Source organism: uncultured Pelagimonas sp. (genome assembly GCF_947498515.1).
In the GTDB taxonomy this organism is placed as follows: domain Bacteria; phylum Pseudomonadota; class Alphaproteobacteria; order Rhodobacterales; family Rhodobacteraceae; genus Pelagimonas.
On record NZ_CANMKO010000001.1, the window covers coordinates 1 to 16,297 of the forward strand.

At 53.1% G+C, this 16,297-nt stretch carries 21 protein-coding genes; 13 read left to right on the plus strand and 8 right to left on the minus strand.

The window, feature by feature from the left end; all coding sequences use genetic code 11:
* Positions 1-564: EF-Tu/IF-2/RF-3 family GTPase (locus Q1A43_RS00005; RefSeq protein WP_299931579.1), on the plus strand; the 564-nt coding region annotated here is incomplete at its 5' end.
* A gap of 198 nt (positions 565-762) precedes the next feature.
* Here Q1A43_RS00005 and Q1A43_RS00010 read toward each other — a convergent pair.
* A complete protein-coding gene (locus tag Q1A43_RS00010) occupies positions 763-1,023 on the minus strand; it encodes a hypothetical protein (protein ID WP_299931581.1) in 261 nt (86 codons plus the stop codon).
* Positions 1,024-1,319: 296 nt separating this feature from the next.
* Between Q1A43_RS00010 and rpsJ the strand changes: the two genes are divergently transcribed.
* From rpsJ to Q1A43_RS00035, 5 genes are all read left to right on the plus strand, one after another.
* The gene (rpsJ, locus tag Q1A43_RS00015) at positions 1,320-1,625 is read left to right on the plus strand and encodes a 30S ribosomal protein S10 (RefSeq protein WP_121631216.1); all 306 of its coding nucleotides are present in this window, start codon (positions 1,320-1,322) and stop codon (positions 1,623-1,625) included.
* Positions 1,626-1,634: 9 nt separating this feature from the next.
* Entirely contained in the window at positions 1,635-2,354 is a 720-nt protein-coding gene (gene rplC / locus Q1A43_RS00020; protein WP_299930656.1) for a 50S ribosomal protein L3, read from the plus strand.
* Positions 2,351-2,968, plus strand: a complete 618-nt coding sequence (rplD, locus tag Q1A43_RS00025; protein WP_299930654.1) for a 50S ribosomal protein L4 — start codon at positions 2,351-2,353, stop codon at positions 2,966-2,968. The genes rplC and rplD overlap by 4 nt, the downstream gene beginning before the upstream one ends.
* Positions 2,965-3,261 (plus strand): 50S ribosomal protein L23, encoded by a 297-nt coding sequence (locus tag Q1A43_RS00030; RefSeq protein ID WP_299930652.1) that lies wholly within the window; start codon positions 2,965-2,967, stop codon positions 3,259-3,261. The genes rplD and Q1A43_RS00030 overlap by 4 nt, the downstream gene beginning before the upstream one ends.
* Before the next feature lie 156 nt (positions 3,262-3,417).
* Positions 3,418-4,101, plus strand: a complete 684-nt coding sequence (locus Q1A43_RS00035) for an aquaporin (RefSeq protein ID WP_299931583.1) — start codon at positions 3,418-3,420, stop codon at positions 4,099-4,101.
* A 71-nt stretch (positions 4,102-4,172) separates the two neighbouring features.
* On the opposite strand, the gene Q1A43_RS00040 is transcribed toward Q1A43_RS00035, so the two are convergent.
* From Q1A43_RS00040 to Q1A43_RS00070, 7 genes are all read right to left on the minus strand, one after another.
* Positions 4,173-4,913 carry a sulfite exporter TauE/SafE family protein gene (locus tag Q1A43_RS00040; RefSeq protein ID WP_299931585.1) on the minus strand — a complete coding sequence of 247 codons (741 nt, stop codon included), beginning with the start codon at positions 4,911-4,913 and terminating at the stop codon, positions 4,173-4,175.
* A 546-nt stretch (positions 4,914-5,459) separates the two neighbouring features.
* The gene (locus Q1A43_RS00045; protein ID WP_299931587.1) at positions 5,460-5,918 is read right to left on the minus strand and encodes a tRNA (cytidine(34)-2'-O)-methyltransferase; all 459 of its coding nucleotides are present in this window, start codon (positions 5,916-5,918) and stop codon (positions 5,460-5,462) included.
* 498 nt (positions 5,919-6,416) lie between these two features.
* Entirely contained in the window at positions 6,417-7,067 is a 651-nt protein-coding gene (locus Q1A43_RS00050; protein ID WP_299931589.1) for an RES family NAD+ phosphorylase, read from the minus strand.
* A 2-nt stretch (positions 7,068-7,069) separates the two neighbouring features.
* Entirely contained in the window at positions 7,070-7,957 is an 888-nt protein-coding gene (locus Q1A43_RS00055; protein WP_299931591.1) for a hypothetical protein, read from the minus strand.
* 7 nt (positions 7,958-7,964) lie between these two features.
* Positions 7,965-9,233: an ATP-binding protein gene (locus tag Q1A43_RS00060; protein WP_299931593.1), complete on the minus strand. Its 1,269-nt coding sequence runs from the start codon at positions 9,231-9,233 to the stop codon at positions 7,965-7,967.
* 971 nt (positions 9,234-10,204) lie between these two features.
* Positions 10,205-10,732 carry a hypothetical protein gene (locus Q1A43_RS00065; protein WP_299931595.1) on the minus strand — a complete coding sequence of 176 codons (528 nt, stop codon included), beginning with the start codon at positions 10,730-10,732 and terminating at the stop codon, positions 10,205-10,207.
* 233 nt (positions 10,733-10,965) lie between these two features.
* Positions 10,966-11,721: a hypothetical protein gene (locus tag Q1A43_RS00070; protein ID WP_299931597.1), complete on the minus strand. Its 756-nt coding sequence runs from the start codon at positions 11,719-11,721 to the stop codon at positions 10,966-10,968.
* A gap of 555 nt (positions 11,722-12,276) precedes the next feature.
* On the opposite strand from Q1A43_RS00070, the gene rplB reads away from it, so the two are divergent.
* The 7 genes from rplB (at position 12,277) to Q1A43_RS00105 (ending at position 16,203) form a co-directional block, all read left to right on the plus strand.
* Entirely contained in the window at positions 12,277-13,119 is an 843-nt protein-coding gene (gene rplB, locus Q1A43_RS00075; RefSeq protein ID WP_299925055.1) for a 50S ribosomal protein L2, read from the plus strand.
* A gap of 3 nt (positions 13,120-13,122) precedes the next feature.
* Complete coding sequence (gene rpsS, locus Q1A43_RS00080; RefSeq protein ID WP_299925058.1) at positions 13,123-13,401, plus strand: 30S ribosomal protein S19; 279 nt, start codon at positions 13,123-13,125, stop codon at positions 13,399-13,401.
* A 3-nt stretch (positions 13,402-13,404) separates the two neighbouring features.
* Positions 13,405-13,785: a 50S ribosomal protein L22 gene (rplV, locus tag Q1A43_RS00085; protein ID WP_299925061.1), complete on the plus strand. Its 381-nt coding sequence runs from the start codon at positions 13,405-13,407 to the stop codon at positions 13,783-13,785.
* The gene (gene rpsC / locus Q1A43_RS00090) at positions 13,785-14,504 is read left to right on the plus strand and encodes a 30S ribosomal protein S3 (RefSeq protein WP_299925064.1); all 720 of its coding nucleotides are present in this window, start codon (positions 13,785-13,787) and stop codon (positions 14,502-14,504) included. The genes rplV and rpsC overlap by 1 nt, the downstream gene beginning before the upstream one ends.
* Positions 14,505-14,506: 2 nt before the next feature.
* Positions 14,507-14,920, plus strand: a complete 414-nt coding sequence (gene rplP / locus Q1A43_RS00095; protein ID WP_299925067.1) for a 50S ribosomal protein L16 — start codon at positions 14,507-14,509, stop codon at positions 14,918-14,920.
* 252 nt (positions 14,921-15,172) lie between these two features.
* Entirely contained in the window at positions 15,173-15,439 is a 267-nt protein-coding gene (locus tag Q1A43_RS00100) for a hypothetical protein (RefSeq protein WP_299931599.1), read from the plus strand.
* Positions 15,440-15,537: 98 nt separating this feature from the next.
* Positions 15,538-16,203, plus strand: a complete 666-nt coding sequence (locus Q1A43_RS00105) for a hypothetical protein (protein WP_299931601.1) — start codon at positions 15,538-15,540, stop codon at positions 16,201-16,203.
* Positions 16,204-16,297: the final 94 nt, after the last annotated feature.

The window sequence follows — 16,297 nt, forward strand, 5'->3', positions numbered from 1 at the left end:
GACCAGCCGTTCCTGATGCCGATCGAAGACGTGTTCTCGATCTCGGGTCGTGGTACTGTTGTGACCGGCCGTGTTGAACGTGGCGTGATCAATGTTGGCGACACCATTGAAATCGTTGGCATTAAAGACACCACCACCACCACCTGTACCGGTGTTGAAATGTTCCGCAAGCTGCTTGATCGCGGTGAGGCTGGCGACAACATCGGCGCATTGCTGCGTGGTATCGACCGTGAAGCGGTTGAGCGTGGTCAGGTTCTGTGCGCGCCAGGTTCCGTGAACCCGCACACCAAGTTCGAAGCTGAGGTCTACATCCTGACCAAAGAAGAAGGTGGCCGTCACACGCCATTCTTCGCGAACTACCGTCCACAGTTCTACTTCCGTACAACGGACGTGACCGGCACCGTAACTCTGCCTGAAGGCACAGAAATGGTCATGCCAGGCGACAACCTGAAGTTCGGCGTTGAGCTGATCGCCCCAATCGCCATGGAAGATGGCCTGCGCTTCGCGATCCGCGAAGGCGGCCGCACCGTTGGTTCGGGTGTTGTTTCCAAAATCGTCGAGTAACAGCTCTGCTGTTGCCGGGTGACAGGGTTTCAGGCCTTCGGCCTGACCGTCCCGAAACCCCTAGAGACCAAGAAGGGCGTTCCAATCGGAGCGCCCTTTTTCTATGCCACCCCCCAACAAAAACAAAACCGCCCTCAAGCAAAGGGCGGTTTGGTGGGGCTAAAGGGGGGCTGGTCTGACTAACGCGGCCCGCTTTATTTAAAAGGACAGATCAACAGTCGGCGGACGCCCCAAGTTGGACTTACGCACGATATTACGGATGGCGTTGCGTTTATCGCCTTCGCTTTTGGGGCCGTAATAAATCATGTGAATGCGGGATTTGTCGTTGGTGGTCAGGTTTGACAGATCCTCGGACGGGACGAAATGTCGGATGTCATTCTCAATGTCTGCGCTCGCAGTGGTCGCGCTGACCGCGGCGGCCAAAAGGGCAGTAGACACTAAAAGCTTGGCAAAATGCATCGGGCGGCCTCCTGTTTCAAGGGTTCTGAAACTGTTATATGGCACTTTTTGCGTGATGTTCAATTTTCGAACGGATGTTGGTTGCAGACCGGCTGTGACCTGCCTGTTTTCGGGCTGGCCTTCGGTGTGTACGAAATGCGCTATTTCCTCTTGCCACAAGGGTGATACCCCTGTATTTCGCGCGAGTTCCCTAGTGGAATAGCGCGGCGGGGTGATTCCCGCCGTTTGGGTTCGATGAGGGTTTGCGATGGTCGCTTGTCCTCCTCTCAACTCCAATGCCAATAAAAGGCTGTTCAATGAACCAGAACATCCGTATCCGGCTGAAGGCGTTTGATTATCGCGTTCTTGATGCTTCCACACAGGAAATCGTCAACACCGCCAAACGTACCGGTGCCACGGTCCGCGGTCCTATCCCGCTGCCGAACAAAATCGAAAAATTCACCGTTCTGCGTGGTCCACACGTAAACAAGAAGTCGCGTGACCAGTTCGAGATCCGTACGCACAAGCGTATGCTCGACATCGTCGACCCGACTCCTCAGACCGTTGATGCCCTGATGAAACTCGACCTCGCCGCCGGCGTTGACGTCGAGATCAAAGTATAAGGGGTTATCATGCGCTCTGGTATTATCGCAAAGAAAGTCGGGATGACTCGCGTCTTCATGGAAGATGGCAAGCAGATCCCAGTGACTGTTCTGCAACTCGAAAACCTGCAAGTTGTTGCTCAGCGTACCGCTGAGGAGCATGGCTACACAGCTGTTCAGCTGGGTGCCGGTGCAGCCAAAGCAAAACGCACCTCCAAAGCCATGCGTGGTCACTTCGCCAAGGCGAATGTTGAACCCAAGCGCAAGGTTGCGGAATTCCGCGTTGCTCCTGAGAACCTGATCGAAGTGGGTGCGGAAATCACCGCAGAACACTACAACGAGGGCCAGTACGTTGACGTATCCGGTATCTCGATCGGTAAAGGTTTTGCTGGCGGCATGAAGCGTTGGAACTTTGGCGGTCTGCGCGCGACACACGGTGTCTCGATCAGCCACCGTTCGCACGGTTCCACTGGTCAGTGTCAGAACCCCGGTAAGGTTTTCAAAGGCAAGAAAATGGCCGGTCACATGGGTGCTGCCCGTGTAACCACTCAGAACCTTCAGGTTGTGAAGACTGACGCGGATCGCGGCATCATCATGATCAAAGGCGCTGTTCCTGGCTCCAAAGGTGGCTGGGTCACTCTGAAAGACGCCGTGAAAAAGCCGCTGCCGAATGACGTGCCAACTCCGGCCGCTATTCGCGCAACCGAAGCTCCGGCAGTAGAAGCTCCTGCCGAAGGAGGTGACGCATGAAACTTGATGTGATCAAACTCGACGGCGCAACAGCTGGTTCTGTTGATCTGGACGAAGCACTGTTTGGTGTTGAGCCTCGTGCTGACATCCTGCACCGCGTCGTGCGCTGGCAGCGTAACAACGCTCAGGCCGGGACCCACAAGGTCAAGACCCGCAGCGAAGTGAGCTACTCCAAGAAGAAGATCTATCGCCAAAAAGGCACCGGTGGCGCACGTCACGGGTCCCGTAACGCGCCGATCTTCCGCAAAGGTGGTATCTACAAGGGTCCAACACCGCGTTCGCACGGTCACGACCTGCAGAAGAAAGTCCGCGCTTTGGGCCTGAAAATGGCACTGTCCGCTAAGGCCGCAAACGGTTCGCTGGTTGTGATCGAGGACGCCGCCACAGACGGCAAAACCAAGACATTGGCCAATCAGGTCAAAGCCTTGGGCTGGAAGCGTGCGCTGGTCATCGATGGGGCTTCGGTTAACGAAGACTTCCTGAAGGCCGCTCGCAACATCGAAGGTCTGGACATTCTGCCAACCATCGGTGCCAACGTTTATGACATCCTCAAGCGTGACACTCTCGTGCTCACCAAAGCAGGTGTCGAAGCACTGGAGGCTCGCCTGAAATGAGCGCGAAAGCACAACACTACGACATCGTTCGCAAGCCGATCGTAACCGAAAAAACCACAATGGCATCCGAGAACGGTGCGGTGGTTTTCGAAGTCGCTATCGACAGCAACAAGCCACAGATCAAAGAAGCTGTTGAAGCTCTCTTTGGTGTGAAGGTGAAGGCGGTTAACACCACCATCACCAAAGGTAAGGTCAAGCGTTTCAAAGGCACCACCGGTCGCCGCAAAGACGTTAAGAAAGCCTATGTCACCCTCGAAGAGGGCAACACCATCGACGTGACCACAGGTCTCTAAGCTGGTTTGACAGTTCTATTGAAAAGGCCCTCGGTGAAAACCGGGGGCCTTTTTGCATTGGGGGCGCCGGGTGAGTGATCACTTGGGCAATTCCCCTTATGTTTTCTCCCTTTAGATAAGATGTTTCCGGTCAGTATCTTTTGTGGTGAGGGACAGATGAACAAGTTAGTCGCAGAATTTTTGGGGACGTTTACACTGGTTTTGATCGGCTGCGGTGCGGCTGTGATTGCCGGGGCGGACATAGGTTTAACCGGCATTAGCTTTGCCTTCGGCTTGGCTTTGATCAGCATGGCCTATGGTATTGGCGCGGTGTCTGGGTGCCATATCAACCCGGCGGTGTCGCTCGGAATGGTGGCGGCAGGGCGGATGACCATGGGCGAGGCGGCGGGCTACATCGTTGCACAGATCGCAGGGGGGATTGCCGGTGCTGCCGTGTTGTTGGTAATCGCGTCCGGCAAGGCGGACTATTCGGTCGCGGCCAACGGCCTAGGTCAAAATGGCTGGGGTGCTGGCTATCTTGGGGAATACAGCGTCACCGCTGCTTTCGTTTTTGAAGCGGTCGCTACGTTCCTGTTTTTGATTGTTATTCTGGGTTCAACCGGCGCGGGTGCGCCGACGCAATTGGCCGGTCTGGCCATTGGCCTGTCCCTTGTTGCCATTCACTTGGTGGGCATCAACGTGACCGGGGTTTCGGTCAATCCGGCCCGCTCCATCGGTCCGGCTTTGTTTGTGGGTGCAGGGGCGATTTCACAGCTCTGGCTGTTCATTGTCGCACCGATCTTAGGGGCGATTGCAGCGGGGCTTTTGTTTCGCAGCGGGCTGCTGTCGGGCGAAGACTGACGTGTCGCCTTGATAGGTGATATGAGAGCTGAGGCCCTTGGTGTAAACCGAGGGCCTTTTTGGTTGCACTGTCAGCTGACAAATACTTCGTAGAGCAGTTTCAGTGAGACGACGGCGAGGGCGATCTCAATGATAAGAAAGAAGATTTTCTCGGGAAGGAGCCGTGAGACAAACGCCCCACTGCCCGCGCCAGCAAGCGCAAATGGAGCGAGCCAGAGTGCTTGAACGGAGCTGTCCCAGGTAATTTGTCCGGCAAGGATAAAGGGCGGGACTTTCATTAGGTTGATGGCGGTAAACAGGATCGTTGTGGTGCCAAGATACACCATCTTATCAAGGCGTTGCGGTAGAACGTAGGCTTGATAAGGCGGGCCGCCCGCGTGGGAAATATAGCTGGTGAGACCGGCAAGCGTGCCCCAAAAAACACCGCGCGGAATGTCGGCGGGCTTGGCGGGGATATCCTGTTTGGACAAACGCCCACGCAGAGATTTTGCGAGATAAAACAAGCCGATAAGGGCGACCAAAAGTTTAACCGCATCTCCGGAGACATAGGAGACAGAGGTGAAACCAATTACAATACCAACGACCGATGCGGGCAAAAGGATTTTCAAGTTTCGAACGGAAAATGCTTTGCGAAACAGGTAGATAGCATAGAGGTCCGCGACGATATAGATCGGCAACAAAAGGCCCGCAGCTTGGGCTGGATCCATAAAGAGCGACATAAGCGGCACGGAGAGCATCGCGATCATTGGGACGCCGCCTTTGGAGAGCCCCATCAAGAACGCCGCCAGCCCGGCCACAATCCAGTATTCCATGTCATCCCTTTGCCTAGGCGTGATGCGGGGTGAGACACAGTCTGTCGCCCGCAGATGCGGTGATACCCGCTTCGCTAGGGGAAGGCAAAACGTGCGTATTGGGGCTATAGGGGCAGGGTGCTCAATTTGGTACTTTGACGGCGTGCGCCTTGTTAACCATGGGGATTTAAGCGCTTGTTAACCGCCAATCGGTGCAAAACGATGCACGTTTGGGGGAGACAGGGGAGGCCTGATCCGGGGCCCCAGATCAAGGATTTTGTCCAATCAGTAGGATTCGCGGCGCGTTTTGGGGAGATTGGGTGTCGGTGATGAGGAGGAGAGGAAACGCGATGATTTTCCAGATCACGTTGGCGTGAGCTGAGGCGGAATGCCGCAATTTGGGGATGAAACGGAAAGGTGTCCGCTGAGCGCAGGTTGCGGGCTTTGTATAGTTACACAGCCGGCCCTACGTCTCAGAGACGATGAAACAAGTTACTGCGGCCCGTCGAAGAAGCATTCCCGGTACCGGCCAATCAACCTGACCGGAAGGTCATCAAAAATGTCGTTTCAAAGCGACAGCTGATCACGCATGGCCTGATAAACAACCGCAGTCGCGACATTCGCCAAATTGAGCGACCTCACACGTGTATCGAGCATGGGTAAACTGTAGGTTCGATCTTCCATCCCATTCAGTATCGCCTCTGGCAAGCCTTTTGATTCACAGCCAAAGATCAAGTAGGCGTCCTTTGGGTAGGTCGGATCATAGACGGTCTGAGAGCCGTGTTCTTCAAAGAAAAACATGTTGTCTTGGGCAGGTTTACGTTCTGCCAAAAAGCTCTCCCAGTTGTCGTATTCGGTCAGGTTTATGTATTGCCAATAATCGGTTCCAGCCCGCCGAACTGCCTTTTCATCTATGGAAAACCCATACGGTTTTATGAGTATCAATTCCAAGTTCAAAGCGACACATGTGCGCCCAATGGCACCTGTATTGTAAGGAATTTCAGGGGTTACCAATACCATTTTCATGCAAGGAGCAGCCATGGAGGATATGAACTTTCACAAATAAGGGACGATCTTGAATGCTCGTGCATCAGCTTTGGTACCTACGCAACCATTCTTTTGAGCGGGGCGGCAAGAAAGAGCATGCGGCCTAGGTGCTTTGTGCTTGTGGCGAAGCTGGCATGGCGTCCAAAACGAATGTCTAGGAAGAGCGGGCTGCGGATGGTAGGCGGCTAGCTGGAGCAGGTTGGCCCAAGCCTCCACGCGGTCAAGTTGACCGCAATGGCAGTAATGCGCAGGTAGTGAGCTTTGCAAAGTCTGTGACTCATTGTCCACGATGCGGGACTCTGCCTCCGTTCAAAGGTTCTGAATAAATGACTGGTTTATCGAATCGAGGTCTTCAAAAAATCCTAGCATTTTCATCATCGACTGTTCCGAAAAACGTCCGACCCACCCCCAAATAGCAGACTGCAGCGAACCGAACACCACTTAGCAAAAAATTCCACACTTTCCCGCTACGACCCCTTAAGGATGCCAATTCGGATAGACGGGCCGAAATGCAACGCCCACTTGGGTCGCTGATGATGTGTAAAGCAGGCCTGTGTTTTGCTTTAGAAACAAACCTTCATACGCGATGACGACAGCTGGTGCCCGTGTGGGCAAAGCGGTGTCGCGAAATATCGGTATGTTCACACCTTGATTTCGCCGAGCAGAAGGGGCCGAAATGTACTCGAGCTCATCCGCAAGGCACTCGTCGGATACTTTGTGGCAATGCTCATATTGCTCAGGATCCGGATTTGTAAGTTCAGGGTGGTACAGCGGAGCCGAAGTATAGTCCCTGTTCTTTCCATCTACATGAAACTCGAACTCCAACACGTCGACGCTTGCAGGCGGATTTGGTTTTTTGAAGTAGAGCTGGTTGACCCAGTACCCTTTTTCAAAGACCGCTGTTTCGACCTGTGTGGACGTATAGGCTACACCTACATTTCCTCTGGAATACCGTGTCTTTGACCCGTGGCTAAAGACGTAGTCTAGGTTGCTCCATGCCTCGATTTCCAGAGGATCATCGATGTCGCCCGGATTGGCGAAATCGTCATCTAGGTCATATTTCGCCAGTTCGTCAGGGTCTGGCCGCCCGCTGACGCGAAAGACCTTTCGTCCAGGTGTTTTGAGCATGTTCAGAGGGCCTTTGCTGCGATCGCTGCGACATCGGACAATTGGCCCAAATCGCTAGATAGTATCATGTTCCAAGGCGAGCGATTTCGGAGATGCTCTTCAGGTGCCTTCAGCCAACTGACATCGTTTTCAATCGACACTCGCCCTTTGTAGATCGTCAGCAAAGCTCTCTTGATCGTTCGGATCGCACGGGCCCTGCGCAACATGTCGTAGTTCACATTTTCGAGCAGATCCGCGTGGACATGGTCCCAATCGGCCGCGTCACGGTCAGGCCAACCCAAGCACGCCATCATTTTGGAGCGGTCTTCACCCATCCATTCAGAGAGTATCAAGACAGCGCTTCTGACTTCGCGGACGTATTTCTCATGTTCCTGTTCATCGATCACAACCTCGATCTCAGCGGGGAACAGTCCGTGCGCATCTGCGTCAGCTACATAAGGCGGGAGCGTTTGTGCGAAATCATCGAGCTCTCTTTTTGAGAGATAGCTTCGCACATAGCGACGACGAAGAGCGGTCTCGATATCATCATTTGTCCCAGGCTCGAAATCAACCAGACTTAACAAGTGAACTTCTACATCAACCCCTTTTGGCAAAAGGTCTGGCAGAGCACCACGCGCCAACGCAAGTCCTACGTTAGATCCATTATCCGTTTCAACTTCAGGTAACTCAATTTCCGCTAGGTTCGTCACACTTGGGTTGTGTTGGTCAAGGTAAACCCGACTGCCGACAGAAAGCAGCGTAAGCTCTCGCCTCAACGCTTTGAGATCTTCTACAACAATTGTGTCGTATCCGCGCCGCTTTGCGACCTCGACATGATCTGCGATTTCTCCCGGTACATTGTCATAAAATAGAGCCGTCGGGGCCGTGGAAGCAAAAAGTGTTTGTGCCATATAAACCTTAGCGTTTATCTGAATTTTCTAGTCTCACGATGCTTGGCGGAAACTCAACCCAAAACGTAGAAACGATCAGCTCTGAGTCGCCAGCAGCACGTTCAGAGTAACCATAGCTCGCTCTGTAGAGCCTGCAAATATCAGCGATGATATCCAGCCCAAGACCTTGGCCATCCGTTTCAGATGTACGGGCTGCTCTTCCACGGTAGTTCGACGCCCAAATCAGTTCCCGCTCCTCTTTAGGTATTCCCTTGCTAGTGTTGCTTATAGAAAAGCGCAACGCGCCCGATTGCTTAAGAATAAACGATGGCGAGATTGTGCCACCGGGCAGGCAGTACTTTATCGCATTGTCTGAGAGGTTTGCGAGGAGATTAGTGAGATGCGACGGTGCAAGTCGCACAAAGATAAAATCCTCGGTGTTCGACCTTGTTTTTTGTAAGATCGCGATGCGCCTTGGCACGTGCCGAATTCTGGGTTGCATGATGGCATTGAAGGCATCTCTGATATCTGTGAAAGTAGCGTTCTGTTTGCCATTAGCCAATGCAATCTGAAACTTGCGCGCAATTGCCAAACCTCGAATGAGATTGATTGCTTTTGCTGCGTCGCCAAGCAAATCTAGACCATCGGGTGTCACGCCACTTAGGTGGGGAGCGGCCCTATGAATCTTTTTGAGGGAGTCCCCAAGGCTTTCAGCCTGTGACATGATTTCGTGGATGAGCTTGGATTGATCAGTTATTAAACGATGCTCTTTGCCACCCAAACGGGTGAACATTGCATAGAGAAATGCACAAGTTTCCGCGAATTCATGGCGGAACGTGGTGCTGAAATCAATTTCCTCATTGAAGTAAAGTGATACAGCTCCAAAAGGCACGCCGTCTTCTGTCGCGATGGGGCACGTCGCCACCGCAACGATCTTGAGATCAACCAAGTCACGAGTGTAGTGTTTTGAAAGCCAAGACTTATCAAATGGCTTCTTGCCGGTGGGACCCGCGATTACAGGGCAGCCTTTTGTGTCTTCGCGGAAAATGACATTTTCTTCACTCAGTACGAAGAACGCCAGATCCTCCGCCTTCATGTCCTGAAGCTTAGGCCGATTATAGATGCCCTCGGCTTCAAACTCGCCTTGGGTATGGCGATGACGTTTCCAAAAAACGGCCGAATGCGCAGAAAATCGCTTCGCCATCAACTCCATCAGATAGCTCGGTTCGTCAAATGCCTCCAGAGCAGAGGTGTAAAATGACCCTGGCTTGGTATACGGAGCATCGTCATTCGGCATTCACATTCGTCTCCCGCCTCCGATTTAACGCTTATGAATAGCCTAACATATTTTGTTTCAAAGTCATACCCTGACTCGAAATGTCGATACAATCTCCTGGAAGCGCGGGCCTTTGGACGCAATTGAAAACGAACGGGTGGCAGATTTTGGACTAGGATTGGCAGAAGCGTTGTAAGGTTCTCTCCTGAGCAAGGAGCCGATACCGTCGTATTGCTTGCGATATTCCCGGATAATGGTTCAAGCGGCGGGTTCTTCCATGATCGATGTGTGATGGATTCGTGAGAGCGGACCTTCGTAATTTGCGCAGCATCGGTGGGAAAGGGCTCACGGCGGTCTTAAGCTGCGCTCAAAACCTATGACGGCTTTGGGCTGATACCGGACGCTCCACATGTGTGTGAACGGTCCGGCGCGCCACCGAAGCACGCGAATGTCAGAGAAGCGCAGAAAGCGGAGTTTGCAAAGTCAGACCCCACCCAGCCATTTCAGCATAAACACGCTGCAACGCCGCAAGAAGACCGGTCATTGGTGACCCTTGCAGAAAAAAACTGGGCTAGATGACGGCCATGCGGACGAAGTTGCCTTTACTTGTTCGTCGAGTTGATGCTCCGTGGTGCTTTCGCAAACCAAAGACCCAGCATGCAAAGTAAGACACCTGCAATCTCAAATGGCGCGACAAATCTAAGCTCTACCCATGCTGGGCTTTCACAGATAATTGACGACCATCCACCCTTAACAGACTGATAAACCATCCAATAACACTGCAAAGCCCCCCCAAGTGCTGGCCCAGAGAAGATGAGTATAAGTCCGGCAATAATCAGAAACCACTTCATCCGGAAAACATAGTAGTTATGCCCTCCAATTCAAATCCAATCGCTTCAGTTAGTTGCTTCTTGCACTACACAGCAGAAGAGGTCTGGGCTCAAACCGGACTTGCGGCAACTTAAGGTGACCGGGCTGAATTTCTACGAATTCTACCTTAAGAGTAACCTGCCAAACGAACCCGACCAATCAAACCCATCAAACCCATCTAGCGAACCTGTTTTGTGCCACCATAATCCTGCAACCAAGCAGGCCAAAGAGTCTTCTGGATAATCATCAGGGAAGTTGCCGACGACTATTGTGATCCTCTCGCTCTGAGCTGTTCGAACATTTTGCACATAACAACTATCTGAATTTGTCGGCCACTTTTGGATGTCTTTGCGTGCAGTTTCATCGAAACCCACGAGTGCATCATCTTGAACTATTTGGTTCTTAATAAAGCCTAACCCACTAGCAAAGTGAAGGGAGTCTGGGCGTGTGCCCCTATCGCTATCCACCACTTTCTCCTGAGCTGTGAGATGCACGAAGTAAACTTCGATTAGTGCTCTTGCTGTTGCGTCCAACTTTTCATTTTGTAGTAAAACAACTGTTGATTTGAAGCTATCTGCAGACAATGCTGGTGCGTTCCAAAACAACAATAGTAGAGCGCAAAGAAAACCGCCTAATTTCTTTAGCGCCATACTCTACTCCTGACAGAACTGCTGATTCTTAAGCCTGAACTTGCTAGCGGTAGCTAGAGAACGTTTTTGTAACATGAAGGTCCACAATGGAGAAGTCGAGTTAATCTGTTTGCGATCGAGGCAGAAGAAATTTCAATCGTTGAAGATTAGTCAATTTGGGCTGGGAGCGGACACCGTACCAACTGACATGTCGTCTCCCAGCCAAAACCGATCTGGTTGCTAAGGTTCAGTAGCTAGTCATGACGCCCAATGGTCAAGTCCTTTTCAATTCTTTCCCAGGCTGCAGTCAGCCGTGCGTCATAACCAAATTTTCCCTTTTCCAACCCGTAGCTTTCAATGAGTGGCTTCCCTCCGTACACACCAGGGTGCGGATGTTCCGAACTGAGAATCCCATTTTTTTTCAACGAAATCTGTGCAGAACGGCCGAAGGCAATAGTTAGCCGAGGTCGCAGTTGCGTTAGTTCGTTAAGTAGAACCTTTGACTGCAAATAGTCCAACTCTTGTCGCTCACTATTCGAAAAGATGTCGGCTTCTCCAGGGTTGAGCCAGAGTTTGTTTGCATCTGTTACCCAGACACCAAAACCAGCCTCAACTATTCTTTCAACAAGCTTCCAGACAAAGCCATAGCGTTTTTTGTTGCGCATGTGTTGGTCGCCCAAGGCGAATGGCACTCCGGCAGTTAAAGTATTTGGAGCTGTCGCCCCCCTTAACGGATCCTGAAAAACCAGGGCGATGTATCGAACTGAGGTAGCCAAATCCGGAGCTATTGCGATTGGCATGTCATACCCGCAACGGATAGAACTAATCCTTTGGGCGTGGCATGCGACAATTTTTGAGGTGGGTACGCACCGGTAAGTTATCTCCTTTGTTGGCTCATGAAACTTGTTCCGGCAGTGTTGTGAAAAGTCCTTTAGGAAATCGAACTCAATTATCGGCTGCTGAGTTTCTCGAACAACAGTTGTCCATTTTTCACCCTCACAAAAATACATAGCATACTCTCAATATGGGTTTTCAGCTTGCAGCCAATTTTTCCCGTTCCAAAAATCAACTACAAATACCTTTGCAACACTTCAACCTCGGTAGGTGCCCGAGAGCCCGCCTTGGGCCGACACTCGACCTTTGGCGGTGTTCGTGTTGATCGTATGGGTGATTATCGAGAGGCGGCGGGCGATTTGCTTTGGTATTGGGGGCGACCGGGGGTGCGTCCGGTGCCGAGAGTGGTTTGAGAGGTTTGAGCGCGTGTGTTTGCCAAAGGGTGTTGTCCGGTAGCACCCGGCCTAGTGAGGCGGGACTGGATTGCGGGCAATCGCGGAAAAGGTGGCGCGGGCTGTTTGGCGAGGCCCAATGCGCCTTTGTTTCTTGGCAATCCGCAAAACCCCCTAGACGCCCTAGCCCTTCCCTGTTACCTACGCGCAGTCTCAAGGCTCCAGATTCGTTCTGGGGCCTTGTGATCTTTTTCATCTGGGACCTTCGGGGCCCTATACTCCGGGGCAATGCCCCATCCATAGACGGGTCATCCCGTCGTTAAACGGAAGTCAGAAAGCATGGCATTAAAGTCGTATAAGCCGACGACGCCAGGCCAGCGTGGGCTGGTTCTGATCGACCGTTCGGAGCTGTGGAAAGGTCGTCCTGTCAAAGCCCTTACAGAGGGTCTGACAAAGTCGGGCGGTCGTAACAACACCGGACGTATCACATCACGTCGCCGCGGTGGCGGGGCAAAGCGCCTCTACCGTATCGTAGATTTCAAGCGGAACAAATTCGACGTATCGGCCACCGTGGCCCGTATCGAATATGACCCTAACCGGACCGCTTTCATCGCACTCGTTCAGTATGACGATGGCGAGCAGGCCTATATCCTGGCACCTCAGCGTCTCGCCATTGGCGACCGTATTGTTGCCAGCGCCAAGGCCGACATCAAGCCCGGTAACGCAATGCCTTTCTCGGGCATGCCAATCGGTACGATCGTTCACAACATCGAGCTGAAGCCTGGTAAAGGTGGTCAGATCGCACGCGCCGCGGGCACCTATGCCCAGTTTGTTGGCCGTGACGGTGGCTACGCCCAGATCCGTCTGAGCTCCGGTGAACTTCGCTTGGTACGTCAGGAATGCATGGCCACCGTTGGTGCCGTGTCGAACCCAGACAACTCCAACCAGAACTTTGGTAAAGCCGGCCGTATGCGTCACAAGGGCATCCGCCCAAGTGTTCGTGGTGTCGTCATGAACCCAATCGATCACCCACACGGTGGTGGTGAAGGTCGTACATCGGGTGGTCGCCATCCGGTAACACCTTGGGGCAAGCCGACCAAAGGCAAGCGTACCCGCAATACAAACAAAGCGTCGCAAAAGCTGATCATCCGCTCGCGCCACGCCAAGAAGAAGGGACGCTAATTAATGTCTCGCTCTGTTTGGAAAGGCCCCTTTGTCGATGCTTACGTCCTGAAAAAGGCCGAAAAAGCACGCGACTCGGGCAAGAACGAAGTTATCAAAATTTGGTCGCGTCGTTCGACAATCCTGCCGCAATTCGTCGGTCTGACTTTTGCCGTTTATAACGGTCAGAAACATATCCCGGTCAACGTGACCGAGGACATGATCGGCCAGAAATTCGGTGAATATTCGCCAACGCGGACCTACTACGGTCACGCGGCTGACAAAAAAGCCAAGAGGAAGTAAGCCATGGGCAAGGATAAAAATCCCCGCCGCGTGGCGGACAACGAAGCGATGGCCAAGCTGCGCATGCTGCGCACAAGCCCGCAGAAACTCAACCTTGTTGCCGGTCTTATCCGTGGCAAGAAAGTTGATCGCGCTCTGACTGATCTGACCTTCTCTAAGAAGCGGATCGCCGAAGACGTGAAAAAGTGCCTGCAGTCCGCCATTGCAAACGCTGAGAACAACCACGGTCTTGATGTTGACGAGCTTATCGTCGCAGAAGCCTATGTTGGTAAGAACCTGATCATGAAGCGCGGTCGTCCGCGGGCACGTGGTCGTTTCGGTCGTATCAACAAGCCGTTCTCGGAACTCACCATCAAGGTGCGTCAGGTTGAGGAGCAAGCCTAATGGGTAATAAAACAAACCCGATCGGTATGCGTCTGCAGGTGAACCGCACCTGGGACAGCCGTTGGTACGCTGACACCAAAGACTATGGTGATCTGCTGTTGGAAGACATCGCAATCCGCGATTTCATCCACAAAGAGTGCAAGCAGGCCGGTATTGCCCGCGTGATCATTGAACGCCCTCACAAGAAGTGCCGTGTGTCTGTGCACACTGCGCGTCCTGGCGTGATCATCGGTAAAAAAGGTGCTGACATCGAAGTTCTGCGCAAGAAACTGGCGGCAATGACCGACAGCGAAGTGCACCTGAACATCGTTGAAGTGCGCAAGCCCGAGCTGGACGCCCAGCTTGTTGGTGAGAGCATTGCTCAGCAGCTCGAGCGTCGTGTTTCTTTCCGTCGCGCCATGAAGCGCTCGGTTCAGAACGCCATGCGTATGGGTGCCCTTGGCATTCGTGTGAACGTTGCTGGCCGTCTTGGCGGTGCAGAAATCGCGCGTACGGAATGGTACCGCGAAGGCCGAGTGCCTCTCCACACGCTGCGTGCAGACATCGATCACGCTCAGGTCAAAGCTTCGACTCCCTATGGTATCATCGGGATCAAAGTTTGGATCTTCAAAGGCGAGATCATGGAGCATGATCCAGCCGCACGCGATCGCAAGTCGCAAGAAGTTCAAGACGGTCCGGCCCCTCGTGGTGCTGGCGGCCGTCGTGATAATCGGGGGTAACTATGCTTCAGCCAAAGCGTACTAAATTCCGCAAGATGCACAAAGGCCGGATCAAAGGCCTTGCAAAAGGCGGTTCCGGTGTTGATTTCGGCACCTATGGTCTGAAGGCTCTTGAGCCTGAGCGTGTTACCGCACGTCAGATCGAAGCCGCTCGCCGTGCCATGACGCGTCATATGAAGCGTCAAGGTAAGGTGTGGATCCGCATCTATCCTGACACGCCGATCACAGCCAAGCCTATCGAAGTTCGTATGGGTAAAGGTAAAGGTTCGGTTGACCGTTGGGCCTGCAAAGTGAAGCCGGGCCGCGTCATGTTCGAAATCGACGGTGTATCCGACGAAGTCGCACGTGAAGCCCTGCGTCTTGCTGCGATGAAACTGCCGGTGAAAACCCGCGTTGTTGTTCGCGAAGATTGGTAAGTTGGTGGGGTAAAACCCCACCCTACCGCAAAATTGACCCCCGGCGCAGAGTTGCGGCGGGGGTTTTTCTTTGTACAGTGCGCGCATGTGCTTCTTTGGTTTTGAAACGGCGCGCCGCTTGCCCCTCGCGGAGTCAGATCACGATGTTTTGGTGGTTGTTGAGGACTGGATGACCTGATTGCCGAGGATCGGTTCGAGGATGCCTTTTGCCTGTCAGCCCATCATCCAGAACAGGGTTGGACACCCCAGCTGATGCAGGAAGTGATTGCTGGTTATGGGCTTCCTGATCCACATCCAGACGGGCCGTTTTCCGTGACTTCAAGGCATCAAGCAACTGGAACCCCATTTCACAAAGACGTGACCCGGATTGGGGAACCGGTAGAAAAGGACGGGCATGTTGCCGTCGTTCAGTATGACCTGCCGCTAAACGGCAAGTGGTCAGATTTGACGGCGGGGTTTCTATTGTTGCGTCGGCCTGAGGCTGAATATCTTGTCCTTCAAGACATCCATGTGTTTTGACGCAGTCGGCTTTTGGTCGTTGGCACCTCCCCTAAAAGCGCGAGTGTACAAAAGGTTAACGTATCGTAAATTATACCTACTACGGCTGTGGAGTGGTCATGCTTGAGTTCATCAAGGGAAAAATCAGCGTTTTGGTGTCGAACGCGGCCAAGCGGGGGAACCCCTTGGCGCAAAAGCTTGTCGCAAATGAGTTGCGAAGTTTTTACGGCTCGATGGCGGTGTCCCCGATTGTGCCGGGCGCGTTTCGCATCCCTGATCCTAGCGGTGATCTCGATGATGAAGATGATTTTGCCACGGTTCCGTTGACCCCTTTGCCGGTTGATCCCGATCGGTTGATCGGCGAGCGTGTTTCCGACGCCTCGGTCAGCCTTGGGTTCTACGGCATGGGAAGTTGCGAGTTTTTCGGGCTGGAAATGGCGCAGGGCTGGCTGATCTTGCCTATCCGCGGGGCGGGTGGCTGGCTGCACCTTGATGGGCGCATCGTTCAGGATGAGAGCTATGACACGGGCGAGCCGCGCCCATGGATCGTTGACGCAGATGACCGCGCCTTTCTGGAACGTCTGCAAGGGGCGGTGATCACGCGGGCGGATTTGGGGCCGATTTCATTGGTGCTTGAATTCGACAACGGCGCGCGTTTGTGCCTTGAGGCCGATCCGGCGACCCGACCAAATCAACCCGGAGTGGACACGCCGCGGGCTTTTGCCGAGGGGGATGACCTTGCCGACGCGGTGTTTCTTAGCCCGTCGGGGTTGATTTACGTCTAAAACAATCAATTCTGGACTGTTTCCAAAACAGCAGCTTGTCCTCGGGCGCTTTGGTCCGCAATATCAGCCGCATATTTGAGTATGTGAGGAAAAG